Source organism: Streptomyces sp. CA2R106, from assembly GCF_037034245.1.
Taxonomy (GTDB): Bacteria; Actinomycetota; Actinomycetes; order Streptomycetales; family Streptomycetaceae; genus Actinacidiphila.
On sequence record NZ_JBAGKC010000002.1, the window covers coordinates 387,710 to 400,283 of the forward strand.

Annotated in this window: 19 protein-coding genes and 1 pseudogene; 11 read left to right on the forward strand and 9 right to left on the reverse strand. The window is 70.7% G+C overall.

What is annotated here, in order from left to right:
• Positions 1-57 precede the first annotated feature (57 nt).
• Together WA788_RS04875 and WA788_RS04880 are read right to left on the reverse strand one after the other, a co-directional pair.
• Complete coding sequence (locus WA788_RS04875) at positions 58-420, reverse strand: hypothetical protein (RefSeq protein WP_335971971.1); 363 nt, start codon at positions 418-420, stop codon at positions 58-60.
• Positions 421-709: 289 nt separating this feature from the next.
• Positions 710-1,564 (reverse strand): LysR family transcriptional regulator, encoded by an 855-nt coding sequence (locus tag WA788_RS04880; protein WP_335971973.1) that lies wholly within the window; start codon positions 1,562-1,564, stop codon positions 710-712.
• A gap of 132 nt (positions 1,565-1,696) precedes the next feature.
• Here WA788_RS04880 and WA788_RS04885 point away from each other — a divergent pair, with 132 nt between their 5' ends.
• A complete protein-coding gene (locus WA788_RS04885; RefSeq protein ID WP_335971975.1) occupies positions 1,697-2,428 on the forward strand; it encodes an SDR family oxidoreductase in 732 nt (243 codons plus the stop codon).
• Positions 2,429-2,508: 80 nt separating this feature from the next.
• Positions 2,509-3,300 carry a class I SAM-dependent methyltransferase gene (locus WA788_RS04890; protein WP_335971977.1) on the forward strand — a complete coding sequence of 264 codons (792 nt, stop codon included), beginning with the start codon at positions 2,509-2,511 and terminating at the stop codon, positions 3,298-3,300.
• Between the two features lie 137 nt (positions 3,301-3,437).
• Here WA788_RS04890 and WA788_RS04895 read toward each other — a convergent pair whose 3' ends face one another.
• The 5 genes from WA788_RS04895 to WA788_RS04915 form a co-directional block, all read right to left on the reverse strand.
• The gene (locus WA788_RS04895; RefSeq protein ID WP_335971979.1) at positions 3,438-4,328 is read right to left on the reverse strand and encodes an NmrA family NAD(P)-binding protein; all 891 of its coding nucleotides are present in this window, start codon (positions 4,326-4,328) and stop codon (positions 3,438-3,440) included.
• Between the two features lie 96 nt (positions 4,329-4,424).
• Complete coding sequence (locus WA788_RS04900; protein ID WP_335971981.1) at positions 4,425-4,859, reverse strand: MarR family winged helix-turn-helix transcriptional regulator; 435 nt, start codon at positions 4,857-4,859, stop codon at positions 4,425-4,427.
• Between the two features lie 74 nt (positions 4,860-4,933).
• Positions 4,934-5,134: a DUF397 domain-containing protein gene (locus WA788_RS04905; RefSeq protein WP_335971982.1), complete on the reverse strand. Its 201-nt coding sequence runs from the start codon at positions 5,132-5,134 to the stop codon at positions 4,934-4,936.
• 117 nt (positions 5,135-5,251) lie between these two features.
• Positions 5,252-5,473, reverse strand: a complete 222-nt coding sequence (locus tag WA788_RS04910; protein ID WP_335971984.1) for a DUF397 domain-containing protein — start codon at positions 5,471-5,473, stop codon at positions 5,252-5,254.
• Positions 5,449-6,285: a helix-turn-helix domain-containing protein gene (locus tag WA788_RS04915; RefSeq protein WP_335971985.1), complete on the reverse strand. Its 837-nt coding sequence runs from the start codon at positions 6,283-6,285 to the stop codon at positions 5,449-5,451. Before WA788_RS04915 ends, WA788_RS04910 begins: the two co-directional genes overlap by 25 nt.
• Before the next feature lie 220 nt (positions 6,286-6,505).
• On the opposite strand from WA788_RS04915, the gene WA788_RS04920 reads away from it, so the two are divergent.
• The 4 genes from WA788_RS04920 (at position 6,506) to WA788_RS04935 (ending at position 8,064) form a co-directional block, all read left to right on the forward strand.
• Complete coding sequence (locus WA788_RS04920; protein ID WP_335971987.1) at positions 6,506-6,715, forward strand: hypothetical protein; 210 nt, start codon at positions 6,506-6,508, stop codon at positions 6,713-6,715.
• Entirely contained in the window at positions 6,712-6,837 is a 126-nt protein-coding gene (locus WA788_RS04925; protein WP_335971988.1) for a hypothetical protein, read from the forward strand. Before WA788_RS04920 ends, WA788_RS04925 begins: the two co-directional genes overlap by 4 nt.
• Positions 6,838-7,069: 232 nt before the next feature.
• Positions 7,070-7,474, forward strand: coding sequence for a hypothetical protein (locus WA788_RS04930; RefSeq protein WP_335971990.1), 405 nt, complete (start codon positions 7,070-7,072; stop codon positions 7,472-7,474).
• A 110-nt stretch (positions 7,475-7,584) separates the two neighbouring features.
• Complete coding sequence (locus WA788_RS04935) at positions 7,585-8,064, forward strand: DUF6907 domain-containing protein (protein ID WP_335971992.1); 480 nt, start codon at positions 7,585-7,587, stop codon at positions 8,062-8,064.
• Between the two features lie 266 nt (positions 8,065-8,330).
• On the opposite strand, the gene WA788_RS04940 is transcribed toward WA788_RS04935, so the two are convergent.
• On the reverse strand, positions 8,331-8,645 hold the full coding sequence (locus WA788_RS04940; RefSeq protein ID WP_335971994.1) for a hypothetical protein: 315 nt from the start codon (positions 8,643-8,645) through the stop codon (positions 8,331-8,333).
• Positions 8,646-8,920: 275 nt separating this feature from the next.
• Here WA788_RS04940 and WA788_RS04945 point away from each other — a divergent pair, with 275 nt between their 5' ends.
• The 5 genes and pseudogenes from WA788_RS04945 (at position 8,921) to WA788_RS04965 (ending at position 12,185) form a co-directional block, all read left to right on the forward strand.
• Positions 8,921-9,229 (forward strand): hypothetical protein, encoded by a 309-nt coding sequence (locus WA788_RS04945; RefSeq protein WP_335971996.1) that lies wholly within the window; start codon positions 8,921-8,923, stop codon positions 9,227-9,229.
• The gene (locus tag WA788_RS04950; RefSeq protein WP_335971998.1) at positions 9,153-9,686 is read left to right on the forward strand and encodes a DUF6879 family protein; all 534 of its coding nucleotides are present in this window, start codon (positions 9,153-9,155) and stop codon (positions 9,684-9,686) included. Before WA788_RS04945 ends, WA788_RS04950 begins: the two co-directional genes overlap by 77 nt.
• 25 nt (positions 9,687-9,711) lie before the next feature.
• On the forward strand, positions 9,712-10,563 hold the full coding sequence (locus tag WA788_RS04955) for a helix-turn-helix domain-containing protein (protein WP_335972000.1): 852 nt from the start codon (positions 9,712-9,714) through the stop codon (positions 10,561-10,563).
• Between the two features lie 111 nt (positions 10,564-10,674).
• Positions 10,675-11,201, forward strand: a pseudogene (locus WA788_RS04960) (DUF6879 family protein).
• A gap of 177 nt (positions 11,202-11,378) precedes the next feature.
• Complete coding sequence (locus WA788_RS04965; protein WP_335972002.1) at positions 11,379-12,185, forward strand: DUF6585 family protein; 807 nt, start codon at positions 11,379-11,381, stop codon at positions 12,183-12,185.
• Here the strand turns inward: WA788_RS04965 and WA788_RS04970 are convergent.
• On the reverse strand, positions 12,182-12,559 hold the full coding sequence (locus WA788_RS04970; protein WP_335972003.1) for a MerR family transcriptional regulator: 378 nt from the start codon (positions 12,557-12,559) through the stop codon (positions 12,182-12,184). The two genes, WA788_RS04965 and WA788_RS04970, sit on opposite strands and share 4 nt — an antisense overlap.
• Between the last annotated feature and the right edge of the window lie 15 nt (positions 12,560-12,574).

Consider the following 12,574-nt stretch of genomic DNA (forward strand, 5'->3'; position numbering starts at 1 on the left):
TTCGCACGGTCGGCGTCGGCCCGGGGCCGGTTCCGGGGGAGCCGGTCGGGGTCCGGGCTATGCCCCGGCGGCGGTACGCGCGCCCGGGGACACCGGCGGCGGGGTGAACCCTGCGCGCAGAGCGCGGAGTTCGGCGACGGCCTCCGGGTGCGCGGCGACCAGGCGCCGGAAGGTGGCCTGCCACTGGGCCCGCAACTCGGCCCGCACGCGGTCGCGGTCGGGGGCGGCGAGCAGTTCGGCCCCGGCGGCCTCCTGCCGGTCGGCGGTTAACTCCGCGTCCACGGCGGCGGCGTGCTCGGGTTGGCGGGTCTGCCACACGCGGAGGACGGCGTCGCGGGCCGCCGGCCAGTCGTCCGTCGTCATGAGGGCGACCAGCGTGCTGCCGGTCTCCTGGGTCAGTGCGGTGATCTCCGGGTCCATCGTTCTCCCTGGTCGTGCGGAGCGCGGTCGACGCGGACTGTTCGCGGGCAGCTCGCAGCTCGCGACTGGCTGCACCGTTCACCCGCCGCCCGCAATCGCCCGTAGTCGTTCGACCGCCGCGCTTTCCTCACGAGGATGACATAAATCGCTTGTGGCGTACGGCAGTTCGGCCGGGCGTGCGTGTTTTCCCGACCTGCGGAATCGTCCCGCACAACAATATTGCCCCCGTAGCTTCGCCATGACGGGACGGCCCGCAGCCGTAATTGGCCTTTTCTCACGGAATTAGCGGTCACAGCCGGGTGGCCGTGGTGATGAGGGCGGCCAGGGGGCGGGAGGTGCTGTGCGGGGGCCAGGCGATGACCGTGGTGACCGTGGGGGCGTCGGTGAGCGGGACCGCGGTCAGGCCCTCGTGGAGGCCGGCCCGGCTGGCCTCGGGGAGGACGGCCGCGGCCCGGCCGAGGGAGATGAGCTGGAGCAGCTGGGTGTGGTCGTGCACCTCGGGCCCGGGCCCGTCGGGAAAGGTCCCATCGAAGCGGGGCCAGCGCGGCAGCGGCAGCCCCGGCAGCCCGGCCATGTCCGCCACCCGCAACTCCCCCCGGGTCGCGAGCGGATGGCCCGACGGGAGGACCGCCACCTGGCCCTCGACCCGCAGCTCCTCCGTGTCGAACCCGGCCGTCGAGTCGAACGGAAGGTGCAGCAGCCCCACGTCCGCCCGCCCGTCGCGCAGCAGCCGCTCCTGCTCCCCGGGCCGGCACAGCACCACATCGACCGGCACCGCGCCCGGCTCGGCCGCGTACGCGTCCAGCAGCTTCGCCAGCAGGTCGTTGGCCGCACCCGCCTTCGTCACCAGGACGATGGCCGCGCTGCCGCCGCCACCCGCCGCCGCGGCCGCCCGCCGCGCCCGCCGGTCGGCCGCGTCCACCGCGTCGAGCGCCGCCCGCCCCTCCCGCAGCAGCACCGCACCGACCTCCGTCAGCGCGACCCCGCGGCTGCTCCGCTCCAGCAGCGGCGCGCCGAGCCGCCGCTCCATCTGCCGGATCGCCCGCGACAATGGCGGCTGCGCGATCCCCAGCCGCTGCGCCGCCCGCCCGAAGTGCAGCTCCTCCGCGACGGCGACGAAGTACCGCAGCTCCCGCGTCTCCATCCCGCCACGGTACCCGAGCCGCCCCCGCCACCGGCCGTAAAGCCGCCATGAGCTGCACCGATACCCGCCGGGTATCGCCCCCCACCGACATGGTCCTGGCCCCGCGGCCGGACCCCGCCGCACGCTGGAGGCATGACCGCAGAGAAGAAGACGATCGCGCTGGTCACCGGCGCGAACAAGGGCATCGGCTACGAGATCGCGGCCGGCCTCGGCGCCCTCGGCTGGAGCGTCGGCGTCGGTGCCCGCGACGACGAGCGCCGCGAGACCGCGGTGCGCAAGCTCACGGCGGACGGCGTGGACGCGTTCGGCGTCCCCCTCGACGTGACCGACGACGAGAGCGCCGCCGCCGCGGCCCGCCTCATCGAGGAGCGCGCCGGCCGCCTCGACGTCCTCGTCAACAACGCGGGCGTCACCGGCTCCCTCCCGCAGACCCCCACCACCGTCGCCCTTGACACCGTGCGGACCGCCGTCGAGACGAATGTCATCGGCGTCATCCGCGTCACCAACGCGCTGCTCCCGCTGCTGCGCCGCTCGGCGTCGCCGCGGATCGTCAACATGTCCAGCACCGTGGGGTCGTTGACCCGCCAGACCACGCCCGGCGCCGAAACCGGCCCGATCTCCGTGGCGTACGCGGCGTCGAAGACGTTCCTCAACGGCGTGACCGTGCAGTACGCGAAGGAGCTGCGCGACACGAACATCCTGATCAACGCGGGCTGCCCGGGCTTCTGCGCGACCGACCTCAACGGCTTCCGCGGCGTCCGCACCCCCCGCCAGGGCGCGGCGATCGCGATCCGCCTCGCGTCGCTCCCCGACGACGGCCCGACCGGCGGTTTCTACGACGACGAGGGCGTGGTGCCCTGGTAGCCCGCACCGCACCGCACCGCACCCCGGGGCACCCGGGGCACCCGGGGCGTACGGGCGCCGGCCGTGCCAGGATGCTCCGCATGGCCGACCGCGCCCTCAGCTTCGGAGCCGGGGCGGAAGCGTACGAACGCTTCCGCCCCGGCTACCCCGCCGCGCTGGCCGACACCGTGACGGCGTACGCGGGCCACCCGCCGCGCACCGTCCTGGAGATCGGCGCCGGCACCGGCAAGGCCACCCGCCTCTTCGCCGCCCGCGGCACCGCCGTCACCGCGACCGAGCCCGACCCCGCGATGCTCGCCGAACTGCGCCGCCGGGTACCGGCTGAAGTCCGTACGGTCCCAGCCGCGTTCGAGCAGCTCAGCCCGCAGTCCCTACGGTCGGAGGACGGCGCCGGACCGCCCCCGTACGACCTGGTGTACGCCGCCGCGTCCCTGCACTGGACCGCCCCGGACGGCCGCTGGCCCCGCGTGGCCGCGCTCCTCCGCCCGGGCGGGGTCTTCGCCTGCTTCGGCGGCCCCGTCCAACTGGCCGACCCGGCCGTGGCGGAGGCGGTTCGCGCCGCCCGCGCGCCCTTCATGGACCGCGACGACATCCCCTCGCCCGACGGCACACCCCCGGACCACCCCATGCAGTGGCCGGGCACCGAACTCCAGCGCTCCGACCGGTTCGCCGACGTCCAACATACGGTGATCCAGCGGAAGTTGACGATGACCGCCGACGACTACCTCGGCCACCTCGGCACGATCTCCGCCTACCTGATGCTGCCCGCCGCCGAGCGGCGCCACGCCCTCCGCGCGATCGCCGCCGTCCTGCCCGCCACCGTCGTGCTCACCGCCGACCTCCACATCCACCTCGCCCGCCGCCGACCCTGACCGGTCAGCCCGCGTCGAGTGGGAAGACCAGGTGGCCGTCCGCGCGCCTCGGGGTCCAACTCCCCCTCGGCGCTTGCCAACGGCGCCGATCCCGCCGCGCCCGAAGTCGCCGTAGCGCCTGCATCGCGGCCCCAGGGTCAGGAGCCGACCGCGGTGGTGGGCACGGTCCAGCCGGTGGTTCGAATCCACGCGGCCAGGTCCAGGGTGTCCGGCTCGATCGAGCGCACCACCGCGAGGTCCGAGGGGTGTTGCGCCGCCTTCGCGAACTCGCGGAACATCGCCTTGTCGAGGTCGGTGGGGAGCACGCTCAACGGGAGGGCCTCGTACCGTGCCGGGAGCCCGGCGCGCGCGCCGAACGCCGCGGCGATCTCGGGTCCCGTCAGCTCGTCGCCGACGAGCTCGACGGCCCCGCCGGGCGCCTCCGCGATGCCGAGCAGGAGCGCGGCGGAGACCCGGCCGATGTCCCTGATCGAGATCATCTTCAGGGCGACGTCCTCCGGCAGCGGCATCCTCACCACGATCTCCCCCTCCTCCAGGCTCGGTGCGATCACGCTCGCGAAGTTGTCCATGAAGGCGGTCGCGCGAACCATCGAGGCCCTGAGGCCGGACTTCCTCAGGTGCTCCTCGATCGCGTGCTTCGAGTCGTGGTGCGGCACCCCCGCCTCCCGGTCCGCTCCGAAGACCGAGTTGAACACGACGTGCGGGACGCCCGCCTCGACCGCCGCGTCGACGAGCGCGGTACCGATGCGGATCTCCGTCTCGACCTCTTCGAGGCTGTTCGCCTCCGGGGTCATGAAGGAGAACCCCTCGACCGTCGCCAGCGCGGCGGCCAGCGACGCCGGGTCGTCGGTCCGGACCGCCGCCAGCTCGACGCCGCGGGCGGCCAGCGCCTGGGCCCGTTCGGACCGCGGGTCGCGGACCAGCGCCCGCACCCGCGCCTTGTGGTCCAGCAGCGCGTCGACCACCGCCCCGCCCTGTTGCCCCGTCGCGCCGAAGACCGCGATCGTGCCGGTCGTCTGTGTGCTCATCGCTGACACCCTTCACTAGTTCATGCCGTGAACGAAACTAGTTCACGGCATGAACGTCGTCAAGGTGCGGATGCGACGGCCGAGCGGGGGGAGGGGTCACTCCGAGGTGTGCGAGGTGGGCGCAGACAGGTCCGAGGTGTCCACGATGGCGGTGGCCACGCGCTCGAAGTCGCGCTGGTCGTCGGCGTCGAGACTCTTCGCGATCTCCGGCAGGCGCTTGGCGACCTCGGCGTAAACGGCGTCGGCGAGCACCTTCCCCGTGGGCGTCACACTGAGCATGACGACCCGCCGATCCTGCGCCGAGTTCGCCCGGCTGACCAACTCGCGCCGCGCGGTGCGATCGACCAGCTGGCTCAACGCGTTCTTGGTCATACCCAACGACGCGGCGAGGTCGGCCATCTGCCGCGGCCCGTCCCTGATCGCGCAGAGCAGCGTGGCCTGCAAGGGGGTCAGGTCGAAGCCGGCGCAGATCTCCGCGTACTTGCGTTGGATCACCACCGAGAGCCAGAAGAGCTTGTCGCCATAGTCCACGCCGGCCTCCCCGGTCCGATGCCGAACGATCAGCCTACCCGTCGCAGGCCGGCAGCTCCGGGTGCCCGCTGCGGTCAGACGGCGGGGAACTCGTCCGTGCGTACGGCCGTCACGAAGTCGGTCCAGGCGTCGCGGGTGAAGGTCAGCGCCGGTCCCTGCGGGTCCTTGGAGTCGCGTACGGGGACGAGTGCGGGGTGGCCGTCGGCTACTTCGATGCAGCTGTTGGGGTTCGCATTGTCGCTGTAGGACGACTTACGCCAGGTGGAGTACGGCATGTCACGTGCTCCTTCGACGGGTCGGGCGTCGTTCCGGGTGGTGGAGCTGTGAGAATGAGTGTGGGGCGCAAGCGGCTGGTTTGGACAGCCACTTGCGCCCCTTTGGCCCGAATTGGTTCAGGCAGTCGGGAACTCATCCGCGCGTACGGCCGTCACGAACGAGGTCCACGCGGCATCGGTGAACGTCAGCGCCGGTCCCTGCGGGTCCTTGGAGTCGCGTACGGGCACGATGCCGGTGTAGCCATCGGCCACCTCGATGCAGCTGTCCGGGTCCGACCCGTTGCTGTACGACGACTTGCGCCAAACGGCAGCGCTTAGATCGACGGTGGTGTGATACATGATTTGTGGTCCTCCAGTGCGCTTCGCAGCAGGGTGAGGGACTCGGAGGGCGACAACGCCAAGTCCCGGAGACGATCGTAGGACAGCCGAAGTTGCTCTACGTCCTCGAACTCCTCGATGAGTTGCCCGCTCCAACTGCTCTCTACGTAAGCGACTGTTCGACCGGTCGGCATCCACAGCAGCTTCAGCGAGCTGGGAAGCAGGCGATAGAGGCCAGCCTTGAAGGGCACGAACTGGATCGCGATGTTGGGTTGTTGGGCCGCCTCGATCAGTTTCTCAAGCTGCTCGGTCCATGCTTCCGGATCACGAGTCGGCCGTCGCAGCACCGACTCGTCAATGAGACAGCGGTAATCGATCGGTGCGTCGCCACCGAGGATTTCCTGCCGCGCGATCCGGGCTTCCACTCCGTCCGCTCGACGCTCGGGGCTTGTAGTTTCGGCCGCGCGCAGCTGGTCCTCGGCATAGCCCCTGGTCTGGAGCAGCCCCGGAACCGTGCTCACGCAGAACTCCTGGATACTGCTGGCATCTGCCTCCACCTCCGCGAAGTTGCCGTAGCGGCTGCGCTTCGACTCCTCCTTGGCGAGCTTCCACAGTTTGACCAGGTGGGCCGTGCCGTAGACCTTGTCCAGCGCCTGGGCGGCCTCGATCGTGCCCAGGCGGCCGCCGGTTTCCAGGCGGTGGAGGTACGACTGCTCGTAGTTGCAGAGGTCACCCAGCTCGACGAGACTCCACCCGTGGAGCTGACGTAGCCGCGCGAGCTCTTCCGCGTACATCCTGCGAGCTGAGATAGTGCCTTCGATGAAGCTGTTCATCTGTAAAGAGAGCCCTTTCTCCTTGTCCTGAGGTCTGGTCAATCGGCGCACTGCGTACGCACTCGGGCGGCCAAGTGCGCAGTAGTGGCGCCCTGACAGACGTGTTTTGGCTCGCCGCCTAGTCCTACGTGGACGGCAACGGCTCACATCTGCCGATCGTAGGCCGCGCAGTGCATTCTTGTTCACGGAACGTCAGAATGCGATCACGGAGACCGATCACATGGTGTACCCGGAAGGCACATGGGTGGTGGACACGATGACGGGGGACCTCGGCGAGGTGCTGCGGCAGACCGGTGGCCTGCTGTCCCTCCAGCGGCCCGGGCGGCGCGGACTGTGGTCGGCGGACCCCGGGAGCGTGCGGCCGGCCAGCGAGAGGGAGCTGCGGGCCGAGGCACTGGCGGTGGCCGATCTGGAGGGAGTGCGCACGTGATCCGCAAGTGGGGTCTGGTCCTGCTGATGGGCTGGACCGGGATCGTGGTGCTGGTCGGGTTGGCGGCGCTGTGCGGGCTGGAGATCGGCCTGGTCATCGCCGCTGACCCGTACGGTCCTTGACGTTTCCCTGTGAACGCCCGCCCCGGTCGGACCGAGTCCTTTCGGGTCCCCGTTTTCCCACCCCCGGGCGGGGACGGACTCTCGGTTTGGTCGCCGACGACCGGGGCGGGTCCCCCTCTGAGGGCGCCACTGCGCGGTAGGGCCGCGCAGTGAAGGCTCAGAGGAGCATGAGCATGAGCAGTGGCAAGAGCAACAGCGATCGCGGGAGCGATGGCGGGAGGAGGTGCGGGGCATGCCCGTGCGGCGCGCGCAGCGCTTCATCTGTGGTCGACGGACCCTGGTGCCGAACGAGTTGGTGCGTACGGTGCTGAGCCTGGTGGCGGCGGACGACGCGTACGCGTACACCCGGGAGGACATGTTCGCGACGCTGGTGTGCACGATCGAGGTGCACCGGGGACCGGTTCACTACGGTGCGGCGCTCAACCTGCGCGGGCCGGACGCCGGGACGCTGTGGGCGCTGTGGCGGGACGGCGGCGAGCCGAACGCCGTGCTGGAGATACCGGACTGTCCGGCCGGGCGCGAAGTGGACAGCCCGTGCAGTGAGTTCGCGGGGCACGCGGGCGGGCACAGCTGGGAGCTGGACGATCCGCCGCGGGTCGCGACGGTGCTGCCGTTGCGGAAGGAGGCGTGGATGTAGGGCGGCTCCGCCGTGGAGCCGCAGATCCGTCTCGCGCCCTGGACCGCCTTGCGCCGTAGGGCCGTTGAACTGTCGTCGAACCGTACTGCCGTAGAGAAGGAACGCCTCGCATGACCAGCAATTCGCCCGACCCGGCCGAGTTCCAGGTGTTACCCGGACTGCCGCGGCAGTGGACCATCACGACGTCCGACGGGCGTACCGTCACCGGCTACCTGCCACCGTGGGCGGGCGACGACCCCAGCGAACACAACGTCCCCGCGGACCAGTTGGCGGACCGCCTCGCCGACATCCACCACACCGCCCGCTTCCCCGGGCAGCGGATCAACCTCTACAGCGCCCCCGGGCCCACCGGCCGCCCCACCTCCCAGGAGATCTTCTCCTGCACCATCGACTGCACCCCCTACGCCTTCCACCCCGATCCCCGCATGCCCGTCGCCAACGTCCACCTGTGTGAGGAGACGTGGATCACCGATCTCGACCCTGACGGGCTTCTCAACCTCGCGCACCTTCTCCGAGCCCAGGCGGACCGTCTCGACCACGAGATCCGTCCGGCGCTCCTCTCCGCGATCACCACCTGGCCCACGCCCTGAAGCTCCCTTCTCCGAGCCAGCGGGCTCCTTTTCCCGAGCCCACGGTTCCCGCGGCTTGGCTCGCGCCCGGCCCCCCCGTGAGGGCGTCGGGGCAACCCCTGTAGAAGGGCCCCGGTGCGCGGTGGGGTGCGTACCGGGGCCGGTGGCTGCCGCGCAGGGGGTGGCGGCGGCCGTGCCGCGGGACCAACCGCGGCGGTTCGGGGGTGGGTCAGTTGGGGTGGGGTGCGGGTTCGGTGGTGCAGCCGCCTTTGCGGCAGCCGGGGGTGTCACAGGACATCGGGCTCCTCCTTCCTGGTGGACGGGGCGGCGGGTGCCGCCTCGATCGCGGCGCGCAGTTCCTCGGTGAGGGCGAGGGTCGCGCCGGCGCGGTGGTAGAGCGTGGAGACCAGCACGTGCAGGCGGCGCTTGCCCTCCCCGTCGAGCGGGCCGTCCAGCGCGCTGCGGATCTCGCCGAGCGTGACGGCCAGGGGCCGTCCCGCGATCACGTCGCAAGCCGCCTCCAACGACCCCACCCGCGGGGCGCTCAACTCCTCGTCAAGCAGCCGCCCGACAGCGGACCGCCGCACCGTGCGCCCCTGCATGCCGCGCCCCTCACGTACGTAGCCGCACCCCGCGCCGCCGCCGCTCGCACGGCGCGGGGCCTCTCGCCGCCCGCCCCACCACGACACCGGCGCGGTGAGGCGGGCGCAGTCCGACGGTAGGGGCCCCCTTTGCAGCGCCGCGAGCGATGTGCACCAATGTGCATCGATAAAACCTGCCAGGTATTTGGCCGACCTATGCCCTTGATTTCCGCCGCACTTGCCGAGATGGTGACGCACATAGGCGCACCGACGTTCTGAGGATCTGAGGAGGGGCCGTGGCCTTACTGTTCATCGGCATCGACCCGAACACAGGGCACAATGGGTCGCCCACCGTGTGGGTCGATCCCGACAGCCGAGACCTCGTCGTGCAGAGCTACATCGCCGACGAGTCCACCCGCCAGGAGTGCGTCAACAGCACAACCCCGGGCCACGTGAAGGGAATCCCCGACCACGAGACGATCATCCGCGTACCGGCTCACATGATCGAGATCGTCAGAGAGGCGTGCGATGCTGCCGAGCGAAATGGACTTCCCCAGCTTGTTGAAAGCAGCGCAGACGTCGGCCGTCCACCTGGAGATGCGTGACCAGTACGCGGTGGGCGACGAGGCCGCCGACTTCGAGCGCTGGCGGGCCACCGGCGAACGTGACGTGAATCCGGCATCGGACTACTGGGCGCCGTGGGTGGACCTCATCACCGAGACCCGCGCCCGCGGCGTCACCGTGCGTCGGGCCCGCATCGTCAGCGAGCCCACCACCGAGTACATCCGGTACGAGCACGCGGGTACGGAAGTGAACGTTTTCGCCGGCGAGTTGGTGCGGTGGCTTCCCCGGCAGCGGGCCGCGGCCCTGCTGGTGCCCGGCGCCGACCTGTGGCTCTTCGACAACGAGACCGTGTTGTTCAACCACTTCACCGGCGACGGAAACTGGGCCACACCCGATATGGAACTGACGTCCGACCCCGCCGTCGTCCAGCAGTGCGCCGACGCGTTCGAACGCGTCTGGGAGCGCGCGATCCCGCACGACCAATACACGATTCGCTGACCCGAGAGCACCGGTAGACCAGCCCATGCCCGCATCGCCGTCATCGTCCGCGCAGGCCGCACGAGAAGACGTGGCACGACGCCTCCGCGGCCTGCGCCGAACGGCCGGACTGACGGTCACCGAGCTGGCCAACCGGTGCTCCTGGCACCACGCCAAGACCAGCCGCATCGAGAACGCGCGCACGCCGGCGTCGCCCACCGACATCCGACTGTGGTGCCGGGCCACCGACGCTGACGACCAGGTTGATGACCTGGTCGCGGCCTCCTTGCATGCCGAGTCGCTGTACACCGAGTGGAAGCGGCAAGCTCGAGACGGTCTGCGCAAGTTGCAGGATTCCTACCGGTCGATGTACGCGTCCACCGAGACTTTCAGGGTGTACTCGACCACCCTGGTGCCCGGGTTCCTCCAGACCGAGGGCTACGCTCGGGCGCTGCTGTCGGCGAACGCCCGCTTCCTCGGTCTGCCGGACGACGCGGCCGACGCGGCAGCCGCCCGTGTCGAGCGGTCGCAGATCATCCACAGGCCGGGGCACCGGTTCGCCCTCCTCGTTGAGGAGGCGGTGCTGCACTACCAGCTGGGCGATGCCGAGGTGATGGCCGCGCAGCTCGGGTACCTGCTGACCGCTGGCGCCCTGCCCGCGGTGTCCCTGGGCATCATCCCGATGGCGACACGGGATCGGCCGCTGTGGGCTGCGGAGACCTTCTCCGTCTTCGACCGCGACCTTGCTTGTGTGGAACTGATCTCGGCCCAAGTGAATATCAGCCAGCCGAGCGAGGTCTCCCTCTACCTGCGAGCGTTCGAGCAGTTGCAGTCCCTCGCGGTGTACGGGGCGGAGGCGCGGGCGCTGATCGTGCGGGCCATCGACGCGCTGCGGTGAGAAGGGAGCCCCTCTCCGGAGCCCTGAGCGATGACGTGGGGAAACGGCCAGATCAACGCGGCCGTCAACTGGCACCGTACGTAGGGTGCACATGAATCAGGGAGGCAAGCGATGTCCTCGACAGTCCCGACGTTCGATGAGTTGATTGGCGGCTGCACCGCTCGGCCGTGCATCTGGAGATGCGTGACCAGTACGCGGTGGGCGACGAGGCCGCCGACTTCGAGCGCTGGCGGGCCACCGGCGAACGTGACGTTGACCCGGCTTCCGAGTACTGGGCGCCGTGGGTGGATCTGATCGGGCGGGCACGCGCCCGCGGCGTCACCGTGCGCCGGGCCCGCATCGTGTCCGAGCCCGTGACCGAGTACATCCGGTACGAGCACGCGGGCACGCCTGTGAACGTGGCCGCGGGCGAGCAGGTGCGGTGGCTGCCGAGGCGGTGGGCCTCGGACATCGCGTTGCCCGGGAACGACTTCTGGCTGTTCGACGATCGACTTGTCCACTGGAACCACTTCGCGGGGGACGGATCGTCGCAGGGCCCGGAGCTCACGGACGAGCCGGGCGCGGCCACGCTCTGCCATGACGCATTCGAGCGGGTCTGGGAACGGGCGATCCCGCACGGTGCGTACGAGATCCGGTAGGGCGGGCGCGCGGAGAGCGTGGTGGTGCGGGACCCCGTACGTCCGCCCGCCCGTGGGACACGGCCCGGAGCTGGGTGAACACCCCGTGGCGAAGGTGTGCGGACGGGAACCCCCGGTTGAGACGGGTGCGTCGCAGCAGGCGACACCGGGTGTGGGGGGACACGAGGGAGACAAGTGATGGCCGATACGGCAACGATTGCCGCGCACAAGCAACTTGGCGTGCTGCGTACCACGTACCGGCCGTACCGGCGGCCCTCGTGGTCGGAGCGGAGCACCTCCGACAAGGCCACGACGCTCGCGCTCGCGGCGCTGCCCGTCGGGTTCGTGCTGCTCGTCCTGGTGGCGCTCGTGGTCTCGGTACCGGCCGTCGGCGGTGTACTGCTCGTCGTCGTGGTGGTGATCGTGCTGCTCGGCGCGTCCCGGCGGCGCAGGGTGGCCCAGCGGATGCAGGGGCGCGAACTGCACTTCTACGAGCACGGGTTGGTGAACGTCGGGGTCGGCAACGAGCCCCCCGCGGCGATCCGCTGGGACGAGGCGTCCGTCCTCCAGGACATCGTCCGCCACACCCGCAACGGCTCGACCAGCCACACGACGTACCTCTACACGCTCTCCGCGCCGGACGGCACGCACACCAAGATCTCCGGCATCGTCGGCGGCATCGGGGGGATGGAGCGGCCGCAGGAGTGGGGGCAGGCCCTCCAGAAGCAGGTCACCGCAGCCCAACTCCCCCGTTACACCCGTGCGTTGGAGCGCGGAGAGGCGCTGAGTTTTGGGGACATCACGGTGAGCTGGGACGGCATCACGGCCCACCGCAACGCGGTCGGCTGGGCCCAACTCCAGGAGATCCGGGTCAAGGACGGATACGTGTCCCTGCGGGTGGCCGGCAAGTGGCGGTCGCTGAGCACCACGGCCGTCGCCGCCATCCCCAACTGCTTCGTCTTCCTCGCCCTCGCCGAGCGCATGCGCGCCGCCGCCCGTTCCTAGGACGGGCCCGGCGGGGGCGGAGGGAGCACGGCGGTCAGGTACGCCGTGATCGCGTCGCGGTTGCGCGTGAGGATCGCGATGCGCGCGGTCATACGGTCGCGCTCGGTCTCGAGCGTGGTCACGATCTCGGGTGTCGCGTCGGGGATGTGGATGACGCAGGGCTCGTTGAGGCACGGCAGCAACTGCTTGATGATGCGGGTGGGCAGCCCGGCGTCGAGCAGCCCGCGGATGTGGAGGACCGTGTCCACGAGGGCCTCCGGGTAGTCGCGGTAGCCGTTGGCGCAGCGCGGCACCCGGATCAGGCCCTGCTCCTCGTAGTAGCGCAGCAGGCGGCGCGAGGTGTCGGTGCGGGCGGAGAGTTCGCCGATACGCATGTGGGGCGCCTCACA